Below are 21,629 nucleotides of genomic sequence, written 5' to 3'. Positions count from 1 at the left end.
TTACAGGCAAATGAAAAACATCACCATTCCATCAGGTAAAAAAGTTTATTTTGCCAGTGACAACCATTTAGGTGCACCCACTGCCAAGGATAGTTTACCGCGGGAAAAAAGGTTTGTGGCCTGGTTGGATTCCATAAAAGATGATGCAGCTGCCATTTTTTTAATGGGTGATCTTTTTGATTTTTGGTTTGAATACAAGACCGTAGTCCCAAAAGGTTTTACGAGAACGCTTGGAAAACTTGCCGAGCTGTCTGACATGGGCATCCAAATCACGTATTTTGTGGGCAACCACGATCTATGGATGAATGGTTATTTTGAGGAAGAACTCAATATTCCGGTGTACCACAAGCCGCAACAGTATAATATCAATGGTACTTCCTTCTTTTTAGGTCATGGTGATGGCTTGGGACCACATGACAAAGGCTTTAAGCGAATGAAAAAGGTCTTTACCAATCCATTGGCCAAATGGTTGTTCAAGTGGTTGCACCCCGATTTGGGCGTACGATTGGGTCAACACCTCTCCGTAAACAACAAAATTATTTCCGGAGATGCAGATGCAACGTTTTTGGGTGAGGATAAGGAATGGCTCATTCTATACGCCAAACGAAAATTGGAAACCGAGCATTACGACCATTTCATTTTTGGACATCGTCACCTTCCTATGGAAATCAAATTGAACGAAAAATCTACCTACACCAATTTAGGCGATTGGATTTCCTATTTTACCTATGCCGTTTTTGATGGGGAAAAACTGTCATTGGAAAAGTTGGAGGGATGATAAAATCAAAAAAGAACAGCGAGCATTATCATTGGGGAGATAATTGTAGTGGTTGGTATATGGTGAACACTGAAAGTCTGAGTATCATTGAAGAATTAATGCCTCCCCATACTCAGGAACAAAAACACTACCATCTGCATGCCCAGCAGTTTTTCAGAATTTTAAAAGGAATTGCAACTTTTGAAATTGAAGATGAGGTCATTCATGTAGAAAATGGGGAAGGAATCCATATCCCTTCGAAAACAAAGCACAAAATTCGGAACGACCAATCGGAAGATTTGGAATTCATTGTGATTTCAGAACCAACAACCCGAGGTGATAGACATCACGAAACCGCTTAATTATCCTTAATCCTTTTCGTGTTCCTCAATATCTTTTTGAAGGTCCAATCTTCTGAATTTGGGGGACACCAATGCTGTTGTTCCCACCGTCAACAAAGTCATACATCCACCAAAAACCACAGCGGGCACTGTGCCCAAAAGCTTTGCGGCAACTCCACTTTCAAAAGCACCCAATTCGTTGGAAGATCCCACAAAAATCGAGTTCACCGAAGCCACCCTTCCCCTCATGTTATCCGGAGTCTTTAATTGCAAAATGGTTTGACGAATAATCATGGAAACACCGTCAACCGCCCCACTTAAAAATAGTGCGGCCACGGAAACCCAAAACAAGGTTGAAATTCCAAAAACAATAATACAAACACCAAAGGCAAATACGGCCAATAGCAGTTTCTTCCCCGCTTTTTTGTGCAATGGAAACCGGGTAGATCCCAGCATAGTGATTGATGCCCCAACGGCTGGAGCTGCCCGCAAAATCCCAAAACCTTCCGAGCCTACATGCAAAATATCTTGGGCGTAAATGGGCAATAAAGCCACGGCGCCTCCAAACAATACTGCAATCATATCCAAAGTCAGGGCACCAAGAATGGCATTACTACCAAACACAAACTTTAACCCATCTTTTAAGCTTTTAAGCACAGGTTCACCAATGTTTGGGTTTAGTATGGGTTTTCTTGAAATTTTTAAAAGAAAGAGCAGTGCAATAAGAGAAAATGCAAAAATGACGCACATGGACCAATGCACTCCGATCCACCCAATTAAAAATCCTGCAATTGCCGGCCCCACAACTGCAGCTAATTGCCATGTGGAACTGCTCCAGGTGGCGGCATTCGGATAAATTTTCTTGGGAACGATCAAAGCAATAAGTGAAAAAACGGTTGGTCCTATAAATGCTCTTACCAATCCGCCCAAAAACACCAAAAAATAAATAGTGTACAAAATTGTTCTTTGGCTGACAGAGGCTTCCAAATCCGGGTCACTGACTAAAAACAGTCCGAAACTGATAACGGAAAAACCCAAAATGCACTTGATCAGCAAATTCCGTTTTTCCTTTTGATCCACTACGTGACCAGCAAACAGGGCCATTCCCACGGCGGGAATTATCTCCATCAATCCAATAATTCCAAGCGACAATGGGTCTTTTGTCATGGAGTACACCTGCCATTCAATCACAATAAATTGCATGGACCAAGCAAACACCATCGCAAAACGAACCACCAAAAAAACGTTGAATTCCTTATACCGAAGTGCTGCGTATGGATCCATATATGCTTATCGAATATCCCGTAGTTTTAGTTGAAGGCTAACCTGACCATTCCATTCGTTTTCATCCAAAGAGAAAACGGCATCAAAGGAATTTTTCTCTTTTACTCTATCCAACTTTTGTCCTAAATTAAAACCTATGGCCCCAATAGCCATTGACCTACTTTGAACAACTGAAAGTTTTAAATGCTTTTCGCCCTCGCCGACACCTTTTCCATAACCAGTGTCATTTAATTTCTCCACCATAAAAACCGGTGTCATGTTGCCCGGTCCAAAAGGAGCAAATTGTTTTAGGATTCGCATCAGCTTTGGGTTGATTTGGTTTAAATCAATTTTCGCATCAATGGCCAATTCTGGTTCCAACAACTTGGGATCTATGGATTCGGCTACCACCTTTTCAAATTGTTGTTTGAAGTTTTCATATTGTTCTTCCAAAAGTGTCAATCCAGCGGCATATTTATGTCCACCGAATTGCTCCAAACAATCCGAACATTTTTCCAGTGCATTGTATACATCAAACCCTTTTACAGATCGTGCTGAGGCCGCCAACTTTTCCCCACTTTTGGTAAATACCAGCGTTGGACGATAATAGGTTTCGGTTAATCGGGAAGCCACAATGCCAATGACCCCTTTATGCCAGGTTTCACTATAAACCACCGATGTAAAACGTTCTTCCTCATCATTTTCTTGAATCTGTTTTAACGCCTCTTCCGTAATTTCTTTATCCAAGTTTTTTCTGTCCGCATTAAATTGTTCTATCTCCGAAGCAAACTTTTGGGCAGCGCCTAAATCGGTTTCTTTTAAAAGATTTACGGCATGTTGGCCGTGCTTCATTCTACCTGCAGCATTGATTCTGGGGGCAATGATAAAAACAACATCTGTTATGGTAAGCTCCTTCTTTTTGATTTGATCAATAATGGCCTTAAAGCCAATTCTTGGGTTTGTATTGATGACCTGAAGCCCGTAATAGGCCAACACCCTGTTTTCCCCGGTTATTGGAACAATATCCGCTCCAATGGCCGTAGCCACCAAATCCAAATAAGGAATCAAATCTTCTATTGTAGCTCCATTTCTTGAAGCCAAAGCCTGAATTAGTTTAAACCCTACTCCACAACCACAAAGTTCCTTGTACGGATATTCACAATCGTTCCGTTTGGGGTCTAAAATTGCCACAGCCTCTGGCAAGGTATCTCCAGGTCGGTGGTGATCACAAACAATAAAGTCAATCCCCTTTTCTTTGGCATAGGCCACTTGCTCGATAGCTTTAACCCCACAATCCAAAGCTATGATCAAGGAAAAATCATTGTCTGAAGCAAAGTCGATTCCTTTTAAAGACACCCCATATCCCTCGGAATAACGATCTGGGATATACGTGGCAACATTGGGATAGTTTTCTTGAAGAAAGGAGGACAAAAGAGCCACCGCCGTGGTGCCATCAACATCATAATCCCCATACACCAAAATATTTTCATTGTTGGTAATGGCGGATTCAATCCGTTCCGCTGCCTTGTCCATATCCTTCATCAGAAATGGGTCGTGCAAATGAGATAATTCTGGGCGAAAGAATTTTTTCGCTTCTTCGTATGTTGAAATCCCACGCTGTAATAAAAGGTGAGCTATCAATGCATCAACATTTAATTCTTTGGAAAGGCGGTCAATTTCATTGGGGTTAGATTTAGGTTTTATGGTCCATCTCATAAGTAAAGTTCAAATACAAGTTCAGGAAAAGCTTAATTCAAAATTTAAGTGCAAAACTCAGGGGGTTTTATTTTTGACAATGGTAGAGATTATTTTAATCAGTTGCTCAATTTCATCCAAAAGCTTGTGTTTGGTTTGTTCGGAACCATAACTGATTTTACCTAAGATTCTCAAATTAACCCTTGATTCCTTCAACTCCTTTAAAACCAGTGATGCTTTAAAACGGTAATCCCTGTTCGTCCTAGTTCCTTGGACTTCACCAAAATTCAACGCTGCACTTCCTCCTGAACGAAGCAATTGATTTCCATAATAATTCCCTGTAAAATCTGATGGCAAACCTTTACAGAATAAAGCGATGTTTGCAGCCAACCCAACAAACCTATCCTCTAAATCAAACTTTTTGTCATTCATAATTTCTATGATTTGATTTTGAGGCTGAAAATATATTTAAATGTAATGTTATTTCCTGTATTTGCGTTTGAACTTGAACTTATTTCTGACTTTAACCTATATCGAAAAATTAATCCCCTTTATTCATCATAAATAGGTGTTCCTTGAATCATTCTTTTAATCGGATTCGGTTTTTGTAGACCTCCTCCCCGTCAATTATCACTTTTAAGTAGTACCGCTGTTTGGGCAGGTATGACAGGTCGTAGGTAAAAAGTCCTTGTTTTAAGGTATGATACGTATGGGATTCCATTATTTTTGATTCATCTTCCTGATCAACGATCAGCACTTTCACCTCAACTTCCGCATTGCTAAAATAGTCCAGGGTCAACGGGCCTTTGGTGCGGGAAGGGAACATAGAGATAAAAGGTTTATCATCCAGCTTGTACGTTTCATTGGACTTCACCACAAAATTCAGGCTTAAGTTCTTGCCGAAATCAGGTTTAAACTGTTTTAAGGCCCTACCCATGGTATCCAGAATCTTGATATTTCCACTTCCTTCTTTGGCCATAAACCAAAACTCCAAACCGTTGTTCCCGGTATCATCCACATTAAAGCGATAACTGCCTTCGGGAAGTTTTAAAGTATCCCTGTGCACCATATCTGGCTTGAGTTCCGTGCTATCCTTTTTAAAAACCTTGTTGCCCTGCACATCTTCAATATAATAGCTGTTCTGTCCCGGTTTTTTATTGGTCTTAAAATATAGGATAAGCTCTTCCGGCAATATTGCGGGTTTTTTATAGATTGATGTTAATCGATTATCATACTTGAAAGCATCCTTTTTCCCGTTGGGCCGCTTGATTGAAACTTCAAAAGTGGATTCCGCTTTGTTGGAATAAATAAGTTCTGGTAACGCAATAAGCGCGTTGCTGTTGAAAGGAATGTTGCCCTCCCATTTAAAAACTTTGGGTTTATCCCCTTCCAGATCATAGGTAATGGTCATCTTTTTCAAAGGTTGACTTCCGTTGTTCTTTACTTGAATGAGCGGCCGGCCTCCAGTTGGGTTTTCCCTCCCATGAATAGGTTTTGTTGAAGGTTTGATAATATCCGTCAATGTCACATCATTTTCCGCATTGATGGCGCCATATTCTATCACGTAGGCCGAAATGAGTTCGTTGGCACTTGGTTTTTCAATTTCAAAAGGCTCCATGTTCACATCTATAGTGAAAGGGGTATTTTTTGATGTCTTTAAAAGCACCTCATCAGGCTGGACCAAGTACCCGGGACACCAATTGGCGCGATCAAAAATCCAGGTGCCTGCTTGAGGGTAAAGTGGATTATCGCCGCACGCCATCCACAAATCCTTATGATCTATAACCGTTCCGTTAAAAACAATATCTCTGTACTTGCTACAAAACTCCCCACATCCATCGGCATCCATGCCATGACCCGTTTGGTGTATTTTCATTTTTGAAAAAGCAGTATTTGAACCCGTGGTAAGGGTAATTGGCTTTAACTGGTCCTCAATGGGTTTCTCTTTATTGCCGTAGGCGTAGTTGCCATCATATATTTTGTGGACTGCTAATGGTTCGGCAACGGGTGTGCCATAGACAATCTCAAAATCCACCGTTACCCGCCATCCTCTGGTCTTGTTGTCTTCGTAACCTGTGTGTATGTAATCTATCTCTATCTCATCTCTTAAAATTGAACTGAAATCTGTAACATCCACTTCCCACTTAAAAATCCAATCTTTTTGAAAAAACCCTCCGTATGGGGTGAGCATCCGGGCTATTTCATAGGTTTCATTGCCATTTTTTGGTCGGGCTTTTATATGGTCCACATAATCCCAATCCGCGCAACGCATACCATCTTTGTCAGGGCACTCAAAAGTGAGCAATAACTTAATTTGACGAATTGATCTATCCTTTGAAGGAAATACAACCGTGTTTTTGTAACTGTTTGCTCCCTTGCTGGGGTCCGTCACAATGGTTTCTTGATCATGGGAAATTACATGGGTGATTTCTTGCGCTTGGGAGCAAAAAACCATGCCCAAAAATAGACATAGCGAACAAGCCAGGTGTTTCATCAAAAAGCTATTTATTAAAGTGAAGGGTTACATTAAGTTCGGCGAACCTTCTAAACATTTCCATGACACCGCAGTATTTTTCAATGGAAAGATCTACTGCTTTTTTTAGCTTGGCCTCATTTAAGTTAGAACCATAAAAATGGTATTCAATGGTAACGGAATCGTAGTATTTTGGATGCTCATCGGTTAGGTTGGCAATGGTATCAATAGAGAAATCATCCACTTCCAATTTCATTTTTTTAATGAGCGAAGCTACGTCCAATCCAGAGCAGCCTGCCAAGGCAGAAAGCATCAACGCTTTGGGTCTAAAACCCTCTCCTTTGCCACCATCATCGGGGCCTGCATCAATTTTTAAATTATGTCCAGAGGGGTTGTTACTTTCAAAGGCCATTCCGCCCAACCATTTGGTAGTGATATGATTTGTCATGCTATTAAATTTTTGTTTCTTGTAGCAATCAAAAATACGATTTAAAACCGCACTTATGGCATTAGTAAAACCGCTTGACCCCAACCATGATCCAGAGACCAAACAGCTGGCTGAATTCTTTAATGAAACCCTTGGATTTTGTCCAAATTCGGTGTTGACCATGCAGCACAGGCCCGCTATCTCCAAGGCATTCATTAACCTTAACAAAGCCGTTATGGCCAATGAGGGAAGGGTTACCTCGGCACTAAAACGTATGATTGCCTGGGTGAGCAGTAATGCCACCGGGTGCCGTTATTGCCAGGCCCATGCCATTAGAGCTGCTGAACGCTATGGTGCGGAGCAGGAACAATTGGACAATATTTGGGAGTACCGAACCCATGCAGCCTTTTCAGAAGCGGAACGTGCTGCCCTTGATTTTTCATTGGCGGCCTCACAGGTTCCCAATGCCATTGATGCCGATATCAAAGCGCGTTTGTACGAACACTGGAACGAAGGTGAAATTGTGGAAATGCTCGGGGTGATCTCCCTATTTGGATATCTAAACCGTTGGAACGATTCCATGGGTACCTCCATTGAAGATGGTGCCGTGGAAAGTGCAGAGCAATATCTGGGAAAAACCGGTTGGGAAAAAGGGAAGCATGATGGGTCTAGATACTAGATGTCTGATGTCTGATGTCTGATGTCTGAAAGTAAGATTTCTTGATTTACGTCAACATTTATTACCGGCTATAACCGAACAATAATTAGTAGACTGTAACAAGTGACAAAAAACGTTATCTTTTTGGAAACAAAGTTTCCAATATGCCGTTTCGAGTCGCCATTTTTCTCATACTGCTTCAAGCTGATTTTTTATTTGGTCAGACCTCCTTACAACAAATAGGGCTTAACAATGGAAAACACAAAGTAGGGTTTCTCCATTATACCGCTTCGGATAGTACCAGAACCTATAGTAGAATCTATGATTATAGCAATACGAAAATAGCAAGACCAATCCCTATAAGCATATGGTATCCTGCCCATCAGAACGAAGAGGATTCCATACCGCAAAAGGTTCTGGATTACCTAAGAATTTTAAAGGAAGAAGAAGAGTGGGAACACCTTCCTGATGAGCACATATTGAATTGGTTTTATTATGCAAATACCCCTGCAAACCAAAATCATCTCAAAGAAAAAACAACCGCTTGCCCAAAACTAGCATTTGCCAATGGCAAATTTCCCGTGGTGGTCTATGCACCAAGTCTCCTAGCCTCTTCCATAGAGAATTTTGCCCTGTGCGAATATTTGGCCAGCCATGGTTTCATTGTAATAGCAAGTCCCAGTAGAGGAACTGAAAATAGATGGTTCAGCAATAACGGCGCTAAAGAAATGGAAACCCAAGCAAGGGATGTAGAATTTTTGATAAAGGAGGTCGCTCAACTCACCAATGCCAACACGGATAAAATTGCGGTAATGGGGTTTAGCCTTGGTGGGCCTGCAAACATACTTGCCCAAACAAGGAACAAGAACATTAAAGCCGTTGTAAGTCTGGACGGTTCGGAAAGGTATCGGTATCCTCTTCTAAAAAAGTCCCCGTTCTTTGCTGCGGACAGAGTGGATGTTCCATACATCCATATGGCACAAAAAATCATTCCTGAAAAAGTGCTGAAAGAAGATAACATTGACCCTGCGCTCAATACCAAATTTGACCTATATGACAGTATTTCCAAAAGCAGGGCGTTCCGATTAAGATTTCATGACCTGACCCATTCCTATTTTAGCACGCTGGGGGTTCTTTTTCAGAATAGGGATAAAAGGCAGGACAAAAGCGATGCTGAAATCATGGAATCGTATAAATGGGTTTCCGTTTATGCCCTAAACTTTTTAAATGCCTTTTTAAAGGATGATGATACCGCTTTGGACTTCATTGAAAACCAACCTTCGGACAACGGAATTAAGGAGGGTTTAATTTCCCATACCTCCAAGCAACCCAAAAGGGATGCATTTTCCTTTCAGGATTTTAATGATCTGGCAGCAAAGCAGCACTATAAAGACCTTATGGAATTATATCTCGCGATCAAGGAAAAAAATCCTTCTTTTCAACTCCCGGAAGGTAATTTAAACACGCTTGGATTGCAATTGGTCATAAATCCTGAAACCTCTGAACAAGGAATACCAGTCCTTTCATTGGCAACGGAACTCTACCCAAATTCAGCAAACCTTTTTGATAGTTTGGCCGAAGCGTATCTGTTTCTTGGAAATACGGAAAAAGCGATTGAAAATTTTGAAAGATCCTTGGAGTTGAATGCCCAAAACCAAAATGCGATCATGCGATTAAAACAACTTAAAAAATAGCGTTGACTTGACTGGGAAAAAGGGAAACATGATGGCTCTAGATATTAGAAGTTAGGACGCTTCGCTTTTAGATATTATGCTGTAGTTCATTTTAATGAAATTCGTCAGTTTGAGTGAATTTTCACGATTGAAATGAGTGAAATTTGTATCGAAAACGAGAATTTCAACGCTACGGTGGTTCTCGATACAATTTTTCGTTCCTCAAAATCACTCGAACCGACGTTTTATGGTATTTCTTGACCTACATCAACATTTATTGGTTGTGTATAGCTGAACTTTGACCCAATCAAACAACGAGCAGTTATGGCAAGCTTACTTCTTAGCCCGGAAAACCAAATTCAGCGCCTGAACCATATTGTCAACAAGGTGAAAAAGCTGCAAGCATTGGAGCTTTCGCAATTGACCACACCTCCAAACCCAAAATCTTGGAATGTTGTTGAGGTCCTGGAACATTTGAACATTGCCTACGGTATTTATATGCCCAGACTGGATGATGCCTTTACCAAATTACCGGATGTAGATTCCGGTCCTTCGGAATTTAAGGCCCGATGGTGGCAAAAAATTGTGATTGCAGGGCAACGGCCCAAAAACGGGGTGCGAAAATGGAAAATGAAAACATTGAAACGTTTTGAGCCCTTGTTGGAGAATCAGCAACTGACTCAAGAAAAAATAGACACCGTTTTTGAGACCTTTTTTACCCGACATGCACATTTAAAGGAGGCCATCCTAAAAAGTAGAAACAAGGATGTGACCCAGGTAAAGATCATCTCGGCCATTGGGCCATTAGTAAACTTTTATTTACCGGAGTGTTTTGAGTTTTTGCTCTGCCATTTGGAACGGCATATGGTGCAGATTGAGGAAGTTTTGGAATAATACTAAACGACCATGAAATTACCTCAATAATTATTTTCCTTTCTTTTTTTATTGCGGTATGCATCTCCAATATTCCATAATATTTGTTCTTCAATTTTTTCCCATGTTGGATTCAGCCTTTTGTTTACTGAATAAAACTTTTCATTTGGAATCAATTTAGAAATTGAAATTGCCAGTTCAGGGTTGTAAGTCTTTAGAGAATTAATTTCAAAGGGAACTTGAAAAAAATTTTGACCACGAGACGTAACTTTAATAGAGTCTGGACTTTTCTTTACAATGATGATCTCCATATATGGGTAAGTGGTAAAATTTCTGGATAAAAGGGTTGAGAAAAAGGTTTTCTTAAATAATTTGAAGTCTTTTAATGCAATCAAAACGTTATTTTTGGAGCTGTTTTTTGCATTAGGAAACATTCTGTTCCATTTTTCATATAATCTATCAACATTTTTTTTGAGCCAAATACTATCAATACCTTTTGTATTGAGATAGGGGTATGGTGAAAGACTCTTTGAATTCAAAGTTGACAAAAAGACTTGGATAGCCTTTTTGTCAATTTGGCCCAAATCTTTTTTCCCATTCCAATTTTCTGGTCTTTTAGAGGTTCCCCAAGCAATAGTATCCATCTTTTCTTTAATCATTGAGCGCTTTTTATTTCTTTCATTTATTTGCGCAGTCATTTTTTTTGCTTTCGATTTTGAAATCCCCTTGGACTTAAGAATTTTCAGGGAATCAAACTCTATTTCGTCAACATCAAACTCATAATTTTTATAATATTCCTCTAGCTGATAAAGTCTGAACATGTTCGTATGGAATTCAATTACATACCTTCTGCCCCAAACTCTTTCATAGTTGTCATTATATGCATCAAGGATAATTATTTTTTTTATCGAATCGATTTCAATTTTTGGGATTGGTTGTTTTGGTATTTGAGAGTTCCCTAACAAAGGAAGTACTAACAAACACCATATACGGATTGGGTTTTTCATAAGTATTACAAACTCATTTATACCTCAATTTACCCTTTTTACACAATTAACCTTTGGTTGGGAGCCGAAAAGGCATAAGGTACAGACTGATGAGATTTTGGGGTGGCACAAAACCACAATGAACTATACCCATTGTTAGGCACAGGTAATAATCCTAATTAGACCACACAAGCATTTATACAGATTTCTTAATGACTTCTGAAAAATAAGAATTCGGGATAAGCCTATCTACCCGATTTGTATTAACGATTCCATAATCTTTGCGGAAAATATCATTTACGAATTCTTCTATTACTCCACTATTATTTAAATCATCAATTACTCCTTTATCATTTAATAGTTCCAGATATTTGACTTTATCTTCGCGTTCTGCATAAATCATCACCTGAGCTAGACAATGAGTGGTCACTTGAATGTGGGTTGTAGGTAATCCAACACATTTTTTTAAAAATTCAACCAGAAAATCGATTTTATTGAAATCAAAATTAATCCAATAACAACTAGCGGTGTACCATAAGAATATGCTTTTTTGTTCAAGAGAATATTCTGATTCATTATTCAAAACTTGTTCTAAAAAAAGTCTAAAGTTTTTATTATTCTCAAGATTTGAAAAATATTGAATTACTTGAGAAACATTAGAGCTAAATTTTTCTTCTCTCATTTTTTTAACATCTGTTTTAAGAAAATCGATTATAACTTTTTCTTGTTCAGAAGTTGGTATGTCTGGAATGGGCAATCTATTTATCCGATTTCGATTTGATTTGATTCTGTTGCTCAATTCTCTTTTAAGTGCTTCAGAACTTTTATTTCTGGAAGAAAAAAAATATATAAATGTTAATAGAATTATTATTAGGAACATACTACCAATGATAGCAATGGTGCTGCCATCCGCATAAACAATCTTGATAAATTGCGCTCCATATCCTTTCCAATTGTCATTATTGTTCGCTTGAATTTTATCACAAAGCTCAACTAGCTCCTGATTTTTCCCTATAAGAGCTAATTCACTTAAGAAAAAAGCAACAGTAAAATATAAACAGCTTTGAAGCGTTTTTTTTCGAAAAATATAGTCCGTAAGTTTTTGTAAAAACTCCTTTATCATTTATGGATTGCTTGTGCCTAACGTTTAAGATATTGCTCGTTTTGAAAAGTTATATCATCCGATAAGTGAAGTTACCCCTTTTTGACTTAAAAATCCCACCATTTTATTATAAGCTGTATCTTTGGGTTGCTACACTTATTGTTTTACAGTTTGCTGTTCCCAACCTCATTTGATTTTAAAGATTTGGACAGGCAAAAGGTGAAAGTCCCTAGACCATTTTCAGTTTAACTGTAATGAGTGTAGCAAGTGACCTGTCCTCTTTTGTTTAACCATTAAATCTTTTGTTATGCTACACTCAAAAGGTCGGTCATGCCCGCATTGTAATGCGCCCATGGCTACGGATAATGCACGACACGCATTAAAAAACTCCCAAACGCTTACCCCAGCGCAGTTAAAATTGTTGCAATATGTAGATGCCCTTGATGGCCCCGATCGGGTAAAGGCCCTAAAATGGGTGCACGACATTGCAATCTACGAATCCAAAGAACCCTTGTACGAAGAAGAAAAAGAGGCCCTGTACCAAGTTAAGGTGCTTTGGCAGCTTATTGAGGGGACTTTAGAATAAACTGTCACACTGAGCCTGTCGAAGTGTGTTTAGAATTTAAAACATCCTTCGACAAGCTCAGGATGACAATGAAGGTGGCTTTCACCCAAAGGTGAACAACACCTTTCCCAAAATACGGGAAAGAGCTTATATCATATCAGTTGTCAGTGCCTTTTTGGTCTGGATTCAGGTTAATTTCAAACAAACAGGCCGGGGCCTTCCCATAATGGTCCGGCAATCCATCCGTATTCTTTAAATCAAACATCCCCAAAAATTCAAAACCCGAATTGACATAGTGTTTGATCAGCCTTTGATTGTTTCCCAAAGTATCCAATCGTACATAATCCTTATTAAGTTTTGTGGCATACGTTTTTGCCCATTCCACAATAATGGCAACAAAATTGTTCCCCCTAAAATCAGGATTGGTGGCAATTCGATGAATGTAAATAGCGGCATCAGCATTCTTTTCTTCCCAGATTTGCTCATCACTGAATGCAATTGCCCAAACACAGGCAATTTGATCGTCTATAAGCAATTTCCATTGGCGGTTTTCATCAATTTCAGTTGCTACAAGTTCTCTTTTAAACGTAGGCCAAACCACTACTCCCTCTTTTGATTTTTGATACTCAGATGCCAGACCGTACAACCGAAATATTTCATCAACGTCGTTTGCTGTAGAATTTTTAATTTCCATGGGAATAGTTTTCAATGATGCTATTGTACAAATATCGAGAGTGTTCGCCAGTTCTTCAACCCGAAACTTGCTATTTCCTCCTGCTGATTTTTGTTTGAAAATCTGACCAATGAGGCTTAACACGGCTTTACTTCCTAAATCAGAATGGCTATTTTTAAAGAAATTTCGCTGCTAGTATGGATGATGAAACATTCCTTCGCCTAAAGGCATTTTTTCCACATGTTGCCTTTGATAAAGAAGAGGAACACCATTTTAGGTCTTTATGGTCCATTAAAACTTTTAACCAATACGATTTGATCACCGAGGCCGGGAATATTGAGCGATATTTTTATTTTGTGCTGGAGGGTGTACAGGCCATTTACATTTTGAACGAGAAGGGCGAGAAAGTGGTGCTTGGCTTTTCGTATTCGGGAAGTCCCTCCGGAGCTTTTGATTCTTTCATTAAAAAACAACCTTCCGATACTTTTCTGGAAGCATTGAAGCCTTCAAAAATGTTGGCCATTTCGTTCAAGGATTATCAAAGCTTGTTTAAGAAATATCCCAATTTTTATGTCTGGGGGCATGAGTTTTTCCAAAACATATTGTTTGGAAGGTTGAGCAGGGAGGTTGAACTGTTGACACTTTCTGCGGAGCAACGCTATATTGCCTTTATGCAACGTTGCCCCGATGAGCTAAAAGTGATTCCACAAAAATATTTGGCATCTTACCTCAACATGAAACCTGAAACGTTTAGTCGGTTACGGTCTGGCATTTCCTATTAAAGATTCAATGCTCTTGAAATTCGATGCTGAAATTTAGGTATCACCTCTTTTTCAAACCAAGGGTTTTTGCTCAGCCAAAATCGGTTTCTAGGAGAGGGATGTGGCAATACAAAATAGTTTGGTGCGTAGTTGCCATAATTTCTAACCGTCTCTGTCAGGTTTTTTTCCATTTTGTTTCCCAAATAATGGCGTTGGGAATATTGCCCGATCAAAATGGTCAATTTAAGGTTTGGCAATCTGTCCAATAATTGCCTGTGCCATTGGGGAGCGCATTCAGGCCGCGGGGGCAAATCGCCAGACTTTCCCTTTCCGGGATAACAAAACCCCATGGGCATTTGGGCAATTTGGGTTTCGTCATAAAAGGTTACATCGGTAACCCCCATCCATTTTCTGAGTTGTTTCCCGCTCTGGTCATCCCACGGAATTCCTGTTTGGTGCACTTTGGTACCCGGAGCATGTCCTATGATCAAAACCTTGGCATCGGAATGTGCAGCAACAATGGGCCTGGGGCCCAAAGGTAAATTGGTAGAGCACAAGGTGCATTTTCTAATCTCCGAAAGTAGTTTTTCCATTACTTAAAGATAAAAACTAAAGCACATCAATTTAAATTGACATGCTTTAGATCATGAAAAAGCATTCAATAGCCTAGCGTACTATTTGGTGCTCAAATTTTTCCAATTCTTGTTTGCCGTGGCCAATAATTTTGACTCATTTTCGGCAATCCACAATTGTTTGGCGTCCACTTCAACATCGTTCAAGAACAGATAATATTTACCATTGCTCACAACAAATTTGGTGGGATCCACCCTGAATTTTGCCCCGGCATAAACTCCAAAGGCACAAAAACCACCGTATTGCGGCATATATTTTCCAGGATTTTTCTCAAACTTTGATTTCTGCTCTGCCGAAGTAAAATAATAGGCAATGTCCTTGTGAATAGCCTTGTATTGCTTGGAACCTCTTTGTGCCAAACCAAGGTCCAAATAAGACACCGGGCTATATCCGTGCAAGCCAATCTTGCTGTCATCAATGTTATTTGCTTTTTTATCTTGCCCAAAGGTTATTGAGCTTATTGCCAAAGCAAAAAGGATTACTGTTGTTTTAATTGAATTCTTCATTGTTCTATTTTTTTAATAATTGTTTTATGTGTTTATAATTCTTCTTTTGTTGCACTTAGGGAAACCACGGTAAAAACCACCGCTGCATTGACCCAATAATAGTGCGCATCCAACCCTTGAAAACCAAGGGCAAAGGGGATAACCATAAAGGCTATGGCCACCGCTAGATCAATGGTCAAATGACCTTGGAACGGGATAGTGCGAAGTGCTCCCAGTCTATAATCCGTTAAGGCACTTACCACCAAGACCGCCGTTCCTGTGATCACCGATATCCAGAGGGCCAAATTGTTGGTCCCACCTAGCCCTAGTAAAAAGGGAGCCAAAATCAAACCGATTCCGGCTGAATAATCGGCTACGCCGTGTAGTGTTGGAGAAATACATCTGAACCTCATTTTACTGTGCATTAAAATATTCTTCCTGTACTACTTCTCCGTTATCGTTCCAGATACGTCGAATGATCTCGTGCCAGTAAATTTTACTGTCGTCCTTCATGTTGAAATCGAAAGTGAATTCCGATGCAGACACATTTCCATCCACAATAGTGTGGTGATGGGTAATGCCGTTCACTTGGGCAATAGCACCTGCAAAGCCTTCCATTTTTTCAACCATTTGTTGTTTGTTGGTCGTTGCTACGCCATTGTAGTCAGCTGTGGTCGCATCCTCTGCAAAGAACTGTTTTACAGCATCCACAATAGCGCCTTGGGCAACTATACCGTCCATTTTCGTGGCTAATGATTTAATATCCATTACTTTTATTTTTTAATGATTAAACAAATTTTAGTTTGTAATTACATTGCAAATTTCAGCATGGAATGGCCGTTAAGACCTACAAAAAAGACGCTAAGAATTGTACTTTTTGATTCTGTAATCGGAGGGTGTTGTTCCGGAATAATTTTTAAAGAAGTGGGAAAAATGATTGGCTTCTTCAAAACCTAGGGCAAATGCCACTTCTTTTATCGGCGCATCTTGGTCCAATAGTTTTTTTGAAGTGGAAATCACCTCGTTTCTAATCAATTGACCCAGAGAAGCATTCATTTTTGTCCTGGTTTTTTTGGAAAGGGCTTTTACGGAGAGATTCATTTTATCCGCATAAAAAGCAAGGGAACGCTGCTCGGCATGATGGATTTTTAATAACTCGATAAGGTTTTGGGCAAAGGTGTCCCTGTTTTCATAATCAAAGTCGTTACGAAATTCGGAGGGAGTCATCCCCGTGGTACTTTTAAATACACGATTGAAGTAGGCAGGATCTTTGTAACCAGTTTCATAAGAAACCTCTTGAATGCTCTTGTCCGTAAAAACGATTTTCTTTTTGCCCTCCATCAGCCTCTTGTTTGATATCAAATTTTTGATGGACAGTCCAATTTTATCCTTGACCAAGGTCTGAGCTTCATACCCATTTTCGGTCATTAACTGGGTGAGGTCATTGTTATTAAAATTACCGTAGTAGTTTTCATCAATAATGTCCTTAACATCAAATATGATCTGGTACTCTTGCTTGCTGGCCTTGAACGGATTTTGCCAATACCATTGTTTTGAAGAAATGTCGATGATTTCGGAAGTATTCTCAGAAAACACCGTGTTGGTCAGGTATCTTTTGCACTCCTCACATTCGTTAAAGTTGATGTAGCCCAATGAAATTAAATGCTTAAAAAGCACTCTTACTTCCTTCTTTTCAAAAATGGTCTTGCTGGGGAATTCTATTTTTCTGACCACAAAATCATCCGAAAAGAATTTGATGTACTGCCCTTTTTCCAGATAGATGGCCTTGTCCTGCCAATCGTTATAGTTTTTAAAATCGACTTGGATGGTCCCCGAGCCTGAAATAATGTGTAGCAGGGTATACTTGTTGATAAAGTACACTTTGTTGATCTCCGGATGTAGTTTTTGTACCACTTTGGCTTTTGGTTATTGCCAAAATAAGTCGGAAATGACGTGGTTTACTAACAGTTTATGCCTTTCCGCCTACCACAATAACAAATTCACCTTTAGGTGGTTTTGCAGTAAAGTGCTCCATGACCTCAGCAACGGTTCCCCTCACGGTTTCCTCGTACATTTTGGTCAATTCCCGTGAAACTGAAACGGGTCTATCTTCTCCAAAATATTCAACAAATTGGGTAAGGGTCTTGATTAATTTATGAGGTGATTCGTAAAAAACCATGGTTCGAGATTCCTCCGCGAGCTGTTTTAACCGAGTTTGACGCCCTTTTTTTATGGGAAGAAATCCTTCAAAAACAAATCGATCATTGGGGAGCCCACTGTTCACCAAAGCGGGCACAAAAGCTGTGGCCCCAGGTAAACATTCTACCTCAATATTGTTTTGAACACAGGCACGGGTCAATAAAAACCCTGGGTCGGAAATGGCTGGGGTCCCGGCATCGGAAATCAACGCCAAAGTGGCTCCGCTTTTCAATTTTTGCACCGTTGCATCCAACTGTTTGTGCTCATTGTGCATGTGGTGGCTCTGCAAGGGTGTGGCTATTTCAAAATGCTTGAGCAATTTTCCGCTGGTGCGGGTATCTTCCGCCAGAATTAAATCGACCTCTTTTAGCACTTTGATAGCCCTGAGGGTGATGTCCTCCAAATTTCCTATCGGTGTTGGAACCAAAAACAGTTTTCCCATGGGCCAAAGTTACGGCCTTACTTGCTTTCCTGTAAAATAAGAGATCAAAACAAAAACAAGTCCCATTGCAGCACCTCCTTGACTACCATCACCAATCATGTAATGGGCGAAAAACGCCAGAAGGGTATTAAAGAAAAAACCGGCATAAGCCCATTCTTTCAACCATTTTGAAAAATTGCCCCAAATGGCAACCAGGCCCAATAGTTTTGCTATCGCCAATGGATAAATAATATAGGTGGGATAACCCATGGCCTCAAAAAAACCGGTAATGGTTTCATGATTGAAAAAGTAGTTGTAAACGGAAAAGCACATCAGTGCTGTTAGCAAAGCGGTGGATGCCCAAAAAGCAATCTTCTTGATTTTCATGTTGGTATTTTTAGGATGTGTTCCTTAAAATATAAAAAGTAAATGGAAAACCGTTTAAGCAAATCTGCGTTCCACCAAGGCCACAAACCTTGCTTCGTAATCCTCCTTGCCTTCCCAATTGTTATATTCCGGCTTTACCATATTGTTGATGAACGAAATAGAGCGTTCTTCGGTATCAATAGTGTTCAATTGTGATAACACCCTGGTGTAGTCGTTCATGTTGTCATCGAACAAGTGTTTCACAAAGGCCAATTTATCATTGAGTCCTACCTGAATATCTTTTACAAAAGTATCGTTCAATGATTTGGGTTTCACATTTTCCGAAGGAGACAAAATTTCCTTTTCATTCTTCATGGTCTCCGGTTTGGCCACAAACTCGGTAAAAACCTGTTCCAAAGCGGCCTCAGTAGGCATTTCCGAAACCATGTCCTTTATAGTGTCCATCCCAGGTGTAATCAAATCGTCCTCATCTTCATGAGGGTTGCTCTCTGGCACTGCAATGTTTCCGCTGAGCACGGCATTGGCCATTTTTTCAAATCGTGTGGCGATTACATTTTTGGATACATCGACCTCAATGTCGCTTAACTTCTCATCTATAAATTTGAGTACGGCAAGTTTTTCGTAGATTCCCTTTGCCTTATCGTACAGTTCTATCAACTCCTTATCTTCCCGTGCAGTAATAATATCCGTGGATAATTTTACCAACTCTTCCCTTAATTTCCTTATCATCGCTATTAATCTTTACTATAAAAATAAAATCATTTTAAATACACCACTACGAACAAAAGGTTAAATTTTAATCCAAAATTGGGGCATATTTTTTTAGTAGTTTTGTGCTTTCTCATAATAAAAACGAAAAAACCACTCAATTTCGTTTAAAAGTACATTATGTTTCTCGAAAACACGGTAAACCCTAAAGAACAATTTGGATGGATAGAAGTTATCTGCGGTTCCATGTTCTCTGGAAAGACCGAGGAACTCATACGAAGATTAAAGCGTGCGCAGTTTGCCAAACAAAAGGTTGAGATTTTTAAACCTATTGTAGATACCCGCTATAATGAGGAAATGGTGGTCTCCCATGATGCCAATGAAATTCGTTCTACACCCGTTCCGGCTGCTGCCAATATTCGTTTGTTGGCAGATGACTGTGATGTTGTTGGAATAGACGAGGCCCAATTTTTTGATGATGAGATCGTATCGGTGTGCAACGATTTGGCCAATAGAGGTGTAAGAGTGGTCGTAGCTGGTCTGGATATGGATTTTAAGGGGAATCCCTTTGGCCCCATGCCTGCATTAATGGCCACGGCCGAATATGTGACCAAGGTACATGCCGTATGCACACGAACAGGAAATCTTGCCAATTACAGCTTTAGAAAAGCCAATGATGATAAGCTTGTACTACTTGGTGAAACCGGAGAATACGAACCTCTGAGCAGAGCGGCATTCTACAAGGCCATGCTCAAGGAAAAAGTAAGCCAAATGGATGTGGAAGCTGAGGAAGTACAAGCCAAAAAGAAACCTGCCAATGGATAAAATTGGTGAATCCACACTTTTTATCGACCTGTCTGCCCTTGAGCACAATTACAGGTATTTAAAATCCAAAATAGCTCCAGAAACCAAATTTTTGGGTGTTGTAAAAGCCTTTGCCTATGGCAGTGATATGGTTGTCGTTGCTCAAAAACTGGAAAGCTTGGGAGCAGATTATTTAGCGGTTGCCTACGCAAAAGAGGGTGTTTTGCTGCGAAAGGCAGGCATTGAAATGCCCATTTTGGTGTTGCATCCCCAACCGGTAAACTTTGGGGAAATCATACATCATGATTTGCAGCCCAGCTTGTATTCCCCAAAAATTCTACGAGAATTTTTAGCAGAGGCAAAGCAAAGACAATTGGAAAACTTTCCAGTCCACATCAAATTCAACACCGGATTGAACAGGCTTGGTTTCTGGGAAAGCGATGTGGATTATATCCAGCAACAATTGCAGGGACGAAATGAATTGAAGGTAATTTCCATCTTCTCCCATCTGGCCGCTTCGGAGGATGAAAACGAAAGGGAATTCAGCCAAACGCAAATTTCCACTTTTGAAAAAATCAGTAAGGAAATTGACCAAAAATTGGGTTATGCTCCGTTCCGACACATGCTGAACACTTCAGGGATCATCAATTATCCCGAAGCACAGTTTGAAATGGTTCGAAGCGGGATAGGACTTTATGGGTATGGCAACGATGCCCAAGTTGATGCTGAACTTAAACCGGTGGCCACCCTCAAGACGGTGATTTCGCAAAAGCATAAAATTGAGCCCAACGAAAGTGTCGGCTATAACCGGTCATACAAATCTGACGGGTACAGAATTACCGCCACCCTTCCCTTGGGTCATGCCGATGGCATTGGTCGCCAATACGGAAATGGAAAAACCTATGTTTCCATCCAAGGAAAAAAAGCACCAATTATTGGCAATGTCTGTATGGATATGATCATGATTGATGTCACGGATATTGATTGCTCAGCGGGTGATGAAGTAGTTGTTTTTGGTAAAAATTGCTCCGCAGAAGATTTTGCCGCTACGGCCAGCACCATTTCCTATGAAATTCTCACCGCTATTTCTTCCCGGGTTAAACGAGTGGTAATCCAATGATTTTTAGGTCTTCCAATTGAAAAAAACCTTTTTTTAGTTAAATTGTAATCCTATTAACTAACTAAAAAGCTATAACATGGGATTTTTAAAGGAATTTAAGGACTTTGCAATGAAAGGAAACCTGGTGGATATCGCCGTAGGTTTCGTAATGGGTGCAGCATTCAATAAGGTGGTTGCCTCTTTTACAGGAGGAATTGTATCTCCCTTGATCGGCCTCTTGTTCGATGCAGATTTCAAAGATTTAAAATATACTATAACCGAAGGAACTATGAACGATGCAGGAGAAAAAGTAGGGGAAGTCGCCATTATGTATGGTGAATTCTTGACCAATGTTATTGATTTCCTCATTGTGGCCTTCGTAATGTTCATGGTTGTAAAAGGAGTGAACAAGATGAAGAAGAAAGAAGAGCCAGCTCCTGAAGCTCCAAAAGGTCCGACTACAGAGGAGTTGTTGACTGAAATTAGAGATGCTCTAAAGAAATAAAAACCGTTTGCCCATAAGGGCAGCCGCTACATCACAGTAGTCCAATTAAAAACCGTCAGTTTGTTTCGCTAACATTCTGACGGTTGTTTTATTTATAACATTTTGTTATTTTATGATTATAGTGTGATAAAATGCTTGCTT

At 39.9% G+C, this 21,629-nt stretch carries 26 protein-coding genes; 10 read left to right on the top strand and 16 right to left on the bottom strand.

Annotated elements, in window-relative coordinates; genetic code table 11:
- Window positions 1-10 precede the first annotated feature (10 nt).
- Both ACOQO1_RS14775 and ACOQO1_RS14770 read left to right on the top strand, forming a co-directional pair.
- A complete protein-coding gene (locus ACOQO1_RS14775; protein ID WP_420603650.1) occupies window positions 11-778 on the top strand; it encodes a UDP-2,3-diacylglucosamine diphosphatase in 768 nt (255 codons plus the stop codon).
- A complete protein-coding gene (locus tag ACOQO1_RS14770) occupies window positions 775-1,119 on the top strand; it encodes a cupin domain-containing protein (protein WP_420603649.1) in 345 nt (114 codons plus the stop codon). The genes ACOQO1_RS14775 and ACOQO1_RS14770 overlap by 4 nt, the downstream gene beginning before the upstream one ends.
- Before the next feature lie 6 nt (window positions 1,120-1,125).
- Here the strand turns inward: ACOQO1_RS14770 and ACOQO1_RS14765 are convergent, their stop codons facing one another.
- From ACOQO1_RS14765 to ACOQO1_RS14745, 5 genes are all read right to left on the bottom strand, one after another.
- The gene (locus ACOQO1_RS14765; protein ID WP_420603648.1) at window positions 1,126-2,382 is read right to left on the bottom strand and encodes an MFS transporter; all 1,257 of its coding nucleotides are present in this window, start codon (window positions 2,380-2,382) and stop codon (window positions 1,126-1,128) included.
- 6 nt (window positions 2,383-2,388) lie between these two features.
- Entirely contained in the window at window positions 2,389-4,077 is a 1,689-nt protein-coding gene (gene recJ / locus ACOQO1_RS14760) for a single-stranded-DNA-specific exonuclease RecJ (protein ID WP_420603647.1), read from the bottom strand.
- Window positions 4,078-4,134: 57 nt separating this feature from the next.
- Window positions 4,135-4,488, bottom strand: a complete 354-nt coding sequence (locus ACOQO1_RS14755; protein WP_420603646.1) for a four helix bundle protein — start codon at window positions 4,486-4,488, stop codon at window positions 4,135-4,137.
- Between the two features lie 148 nt (window positions 4,489-4,636).
- On the bottom strand, window positions 4,637-6,550 hold the full coding sequence (locus tag ACOQO1_RS14750) for a peptide-N-glycosidase F-related protein (RefSeq protein ID WP_420603645.1): 1,914 nt from the start codon (window positions 6,548-6,550) through the stop codon (window positions 4,637-4,639).
- A 7-nt stretch (window positions 6,551-6,557) separates the two neighbouring features.
- Window positions 6,558-6,977 carry an OsmC family protein gene (locus ACOQO1_RS14745; protein ID WP_420603644.1) on the bottom strand — a complete coding sequence of 140 codons (420 nt, stop codon included), beginning with the start codon at window positions 6,975-6,977 and terminating at the stop codon, window positions 6,558-6,560.
- 55 nt (window positions 6,978-7,032) lie between these two features.
- On the opposite strand from ACOQO1_RS14745, the gene ACOQO1_RS14740 reads away from it, so the two are divergent.
- From ACOQO1_RS14740 to ACOQO1_RS14730, 3 genes are all read left to right on the top strand, one after another.
- Window positions 7,033-7,635: a carboxymuconolactone decarboxylase family protein gene (locus tag ACOQO1_RS14740; protein WP_420603643.1), complete on the top strand. Its 603-nt coding sequence runs from the start codon at window positions 7,033-7,035 to the stop codon at window positions 7,633-7,635.
- A gap of 143 nt (window positions 7,636-7,778) precedes the next feature.
- Window positions 7,779-9,308 carry a dienelactone hydrolase family protein gene (locus ACOQO1_RS14735; protein WP_420603642.1) on the top strand — a complete coding sequence of 510 codons (1,530 nt, stop codon included), beginning with the start codon at window positions 7,779-7,781 and terminating at the stop codon, window positions 9,306-9,308.
- 303 nt (window positions 9,309-9,611) lie between these two features.
- Window positions 9,612-10,181: a DinB family protein gene (locus ACOQO1_RS14730; RefSeq protein WP_420603641.1), complete on the top strand. Its 570-nt coding sequence runs from the start codon at window positions 9,612-9,614 to the stop codon at window positions 10,179-10,181.
- 23 nt (window positions 10,182-10,204) lie between these two features.
- On the opposite strand, the gene ACOQO1_RS14725 is transcribed toward ACOQO1_RS14730, so the two are convergent.
- The gene (locus tag ACOQO1_RS14725) at window positions 10,205-11,167 is read right to left on the bottom strand and encodes a hypothetical protein (protein WP_420603640.1); all 963 of its coding nucleotides are present in this window, start codon (window positions 11,165-11,167) and stop codon (window positions 10,205-10,207) included.
- A 175-nt stretch (window positions 11,168-11,342) separates the two neighbouring features.
- Window positions 11,343-12,269, bottom strand: coding sequence for a hypothetical protein (locus ACOQO1_RS14720; protein ID WP_420603639.1), 927 nt, complete (start codon window positions 12,267-12,269; stop codon window positions 11,343-11,345).
- A 286-nt stretch (window positions 12,270-12,555) separates the two neighbouring features.
- Between ACOQO1_RS14720 and ACOQO1_RS14715 the strand changes: the two genes are divergently transcribed.
- Window positions 12,556-12,834 (top strand): hypothetical protein, encoded by a 279-nt coding sequence (locus ACOQO1_RS14715; protein WP_420603638.1) that lies wholly within the window; start codon window positions 12,556-12,558, stop codon window positions 12,832-12,834.
- A gap of 136 nt (window positions 12,835-12,970) precedes the next feature.
- Here ACOQO1_RS14715 and ACOQO1_RS14710 read toward each other — a convergent pair whose 3' ends face one another.
- Window positions 12,971-13,507 carry a GNAT family N-acetyltransferase gene (locus ACOQO1_RS14710; RefSeq protein ID WP_420603637.1) on the bottom strand — a complete coding sequence of 179 codons (537 nt, stop codon included), beginning with the start codon at window positions 13,505-13,507 and terminating at the stop codon, window positions 12,971-12,973.
- Between the two features lie 176 nt (window positions 13,508-13,683).
- Between ACOQO1_RS14710 and ACOQO1_RS14705 the strand changes: the two genes are divergently transcribed.
- Window positions 13,684-14,268 carry a Crp/Fnr family transcriptional regulator gene (locus tag ACOQO1_RS14705; RefSeq protein WP_420603636.1) on the top strand — a complete coding sequence of 195 codons (585 nt, stop codon included), beginning with the start codon at window positions 13,684-13,686 and terminating at the stop codon, window positions 14,266-14,268.
- On the opposite strand, the gene ACOQO1_RS14700 is transcribed toward ACOQO1_RS14705, so the two are convergent.
- The 8 genes from ACOQO1_RS14700 to ACOQO1_RS14665 all read right to left on the bottom strand — a co-directional run bounded on the left by ACOQO1_RS14700 (window position 14,265) and on the right by ACOQO1_RS14665 (window position 19,101).
- Window positions 14,265-14,840, bottom strand: coding sequence for a uracil-DNA glycosylase family protein (locus tag ACOQO1_RS14700; RefSeq protein ID WP_420603635.1), 576 nt, complete (start codon window positions 14,838-14,840; stop codon window positions 14,265-14,267). The two genes, ACOQO1_RS14705 and ACOQO1_RS14700, sit on opposite strands and share 4 nt — an antisense overlap.
- 81 nt (window positions 14,841-14,921) lie before the next feature.
- Window positions 14,922-15,386 carry a YHS domain-containing (seleno)protein gene (locus ACOQO1_RS14695; RefSeq protein ID WP_420603634.1) on the bottom strand — a complete coding sequence of 155 codons (465 nt, stop codon included), beginning with the start codon at window positions 15,384-15,386 and terminating at the stop codon, window positions 14,922-14,924.
- A 32-nt stretch (window positions 15,387-15,418) separates the two neighbouring features.
- A complete protein-coding gene (locus tag ACOQO1_RS14690; RefSeq protein ID WP_420603633.1) occupies window positions 15,419-15,778 on the bottom strand; it encodes an SPW repeat domain-containing protein in 360 nt (119 codons plus the stop codon).
- 1 nt (window position 15,779) lies between these two features.
- Complete coding sequence (locus tag ACOQO1_RS14685; protein ID WP_420603632.1) at window positions 15,780-16,133, bottom strand: hypothetical protein; 354 nt, start codon at window positions 16,131-16,133, stop codon at window positions 15,780-15,782.
- Between the two features lie 93 nt (window positions 16,134-16,226).
- The gene (locus ACOQO1_RS14680) at window positions 16,227-17,279 is read right to left on the bottom strand and encodes a helix-turn-helix domain-containing protein (RefSeq protein ID WP_420603631.1); all 1,053 of its coding nucleotides are present in this window, start codon (window positions 17,277-17,279) and stop codon (window positions 16,227-16,229) included.
- A gap of 55 nt (window positions 17,280-17,334) precedes the next feature.
- Window positions 17,335-18,006: a 16S rRNA (cytidine(1402)-2'-O)-methyltransferase gene (rsmI, locus tag ACOQO1_RS14675; RefSeq protein WP_420603630.1), complete on the bottom strand. Its 672-nt coding sequence runs from the start codon at window positions 18,004-18,006 to the stop codon at window positions 17,335-17,337.
- Window positions 18,007-18,015: 9 nt separating this feature from the next.
- The gene (locus tag ACOQO1_RS14670) at window positions 18,016-18,372 is read right to left on the bottom strand and encodes a DoxX family protein (RefSeq protein ID WP_420603629.1); all 357 of its coding nucleotides are present in this window, start codon (window positions 18,370-18,372) and stop codon (window positions 18,016-18,018) included.
- A 54-nt stretch (window positions 18,373-18,426) separates the two neighbouring features.
- Window positions 18,427-19,101, bottom strand: coding sequence for a hypothetical protein (locus ACOQO1_RS14665; protein WP_420603628.1), 675 nt, complete (start codon window positions 19,099-19,101; stop codon window positions 18,427-18,429).
- A 159-nt stretch (window positions 19,102-19,260) separates the two neighbouring features.
- Here ACOQO1_RS14665 and ACOQO1_RS14660 point away from each other — a divergent pair, with 159 nt between their 5' ends.
- The 3 genes from ACOQO1_RS14660 to mscL all read left to right on the top strand — a co-directional run bounded on the left by ACOQO1_RS14660 (window position 19,261) and on the right by mscL (window position 21,488).
- Entirely contained in the window at window positions 19,261-19,905 is a 645-nt protein-coding gene (locus ACOQO1_RS14660) for a thymidine kinase (protein WP_097044247.1), read from the top strand.
- Complete coding sequence (gene alr / locus ACOQO1_RS14655) at window positions 19,898-21,004, top strand: alanine racemase (RefSeq protein WP_420603627.1); 1,107 nt, start codon at window positions 19,898-19,900, stop codon at window positions 21,002-21,004. Before ACOQO1_RS14660 ends, alr begins: the two co-directional genes overlap by 8 nt.
- A gap of 76 nt (window positions 21,005-21,080) precedes the next feature.
- Window positions 21,081-21,488, top strand: coding sequence for a large-conductance mechanosensitive channel protein MscL (gene mscL / locus ACOQO1_RS14650; RefSeq protein WP_420603626.1), 408 nt, complete (start codon window positions 21,081-21,083; stop codon window positions 21,486-21,488).
- Window positions 21,489-21,629 lie beyond the last annotated feature (141 nt).

Source organism: Flagellimonas sp. (genome assembly GCF_965222555.1).
Classification (GTDB): Bacteria; Bacteroidota; Bacteroidia; order Flavobacteriales; family Flavobacteriaceae; genus Flagellimonas.
This window is presented reverse-complemented; position numbering and strand designations above follow the sequence as displayed.

Coding starts and splice junctions, on each gene's coding strand:
- ACOQO1_RS14725 (WP_420603640.1), bottom strand. CDS start 11,167: ATGAAAAACCCAATCCGTATATGGTGTTTGTTAGTACTTCCTTTGTTA.
- ACOQO1_RS14735 (WP_420603642.1), top strand. CDS start 7,779: ATGCCGTTTCGAGTCGCCATTTTTCTCATACTGCTTCAAGCTGATTTT.
- ACOQO1_RS14720 (WP_420603639.1), bottom strand. CDS start 12,269: ATGATAAAGGAGTTTTTACAAAAACTTACGGACTATATTTTTCGAAAA.
- ACOQO1_RS14750 (WP_420603645.1), bottom strand. CDS start 6,550: ATGAAACACCTGGCTTGTTCGCTATGTCTATTTTTGGGCATGGTTTTT.
- ACOQO1_RS14765 (WP_420603648.1), bottom strand. CDS start 2,382: ATGGATCCATACGCAGCACTTCGGTATAAGGAATTCAACGTTTTTTTG.
- mscL (WP_420603626.1), top strand. CDS start 21,081: ATGGGATTTTTAAAGGAATTTAAGGACTTTGCAATGAAAGGAAACCTG.
- ACOQO1_RS14770 (WP_420603649.1), top strand. CDS start 775: ATGATAAAATCAAAAAAGAACAGCGAGCATTATCATTGGGGAGATAAT.
- ACOQO1_RS14710 (WP_420603637.1), bottom strand. CDS start 13,507: ATGGAAATTAAAAATTCTACAGCAAACGACGTTGATGAAATATTTCGG.
- ACOQO1_RS14740 (WP_420603643.1), top strand. CDS start 7,033: ATGGCATTAGTAAAACCGCTTGACCCCAACCATGATCCAGAGACCAAA.
- ACOQO1_RS14700 (WP_420603635.1), bottom strand. CDS start 14,840: ATGGAAAAACTACTTTCGGAGATTAGAAAATGCACCTTGTGCTCTACC.
- recJ (WP_420603647.1), bottom strand. CDS start 4,077: ATGAGATGGACCATAAAACCTAAATCTAACCCCAATGAAATTGACCGC.
- ACOQO1_RS14745 (WP_420603644.1), bottom strand. CDS start 6,977: ATGACAAATCATATCACTACCAAATGGTTGGGCGGAATGGCCTTTGAA.
- ACOQO1_RS14715 (WP_420603638.1), top strand. CDS start 12,556: ATGCTACACTCAAAAGGTCGGTCATGCCCGCATTGTAATGCGCCCATG.
- ACOQO1_RS14705 (WP_420603636.1), top strand. CDS start 13,684: ATGGATGATGAAACATTCCTTCGCCTAAAGGCATTTTTTCCACATGTT.
- ACOQO1_RS14660 (WP_097044247.1), top strand. CDS start 19,261: ATGTTTCTCGAAAACACGGTAAACCCTAAAGAACAATTTGGATGGATA.
- ACOQO1_RS14775 (WP_420603650.1), top strand. CDS start 11: ATGAAAAACATCACCATTCCATCAGGTAAAAAAGTTTATTTTGCCAGT.
- alr (WP_420603627.1), top strand. CDS start 19,898: ATGGATAAAATTGGTGAATCCACACTTTTTATCGACCTGTCTGCCCTT.
- ACOQO1_RS14670 (WP_420603629.1), bottom strand. CDS start 18,372: ATGAAAATCAAGAAGATTGCTTTTTGGGCATCCACCGCTTTGCTAACA.
- ACOQO1_RS14730 (WP_420603641.1), top strand. CDS start 9,612: ATGGCAAGCTTACTTCTTAGCCCGGAAAACCAAATTCAGCGCCTGAAC.
- rsmI (WP_420603630.1), bottom strand. CDS start 18,006: ATGGGAAAACTGTTTTTGGTTCCAACACCGATAGGAAATTTGGAGGAC.
- ACOQO1_RS14755 (WP_420603646.1), bottom strand. CDS start 4,488: ATGAATGACAAAAAGTTTGATTTAGAGGATAGGTTTGTTGGGTTGGCT.
- ACOQO1_RS14695 (WP_420603634.1), bottom strand. CDS start 15,386: ATGAAGAATTCAATTAAAACAACAGTAATCCTTTTTGCTTTGGCAATA.
- ACOQO1_RS14685 (WP_420603632.1), bottom strand. CDS start 16,133: ATGGATATTAAATCATTAGCCACGAAAATGGACGGTATAGTTGCCCAA.
- ACOQO1_RS14665 (WP_420603628.1), bottom strand. CDS start 19,101: ATGATAAGGAAATTAAGGGAAGAGTTGGTAAAATTATCCACGGATATT.
- ACOQO1_RS14690 (WP_420603633.1), bottom strand. CDS start 15,778: ATGAGGTTCAGATGTATTTCTCCAACACTACACGGCGTAGCCGATTAT.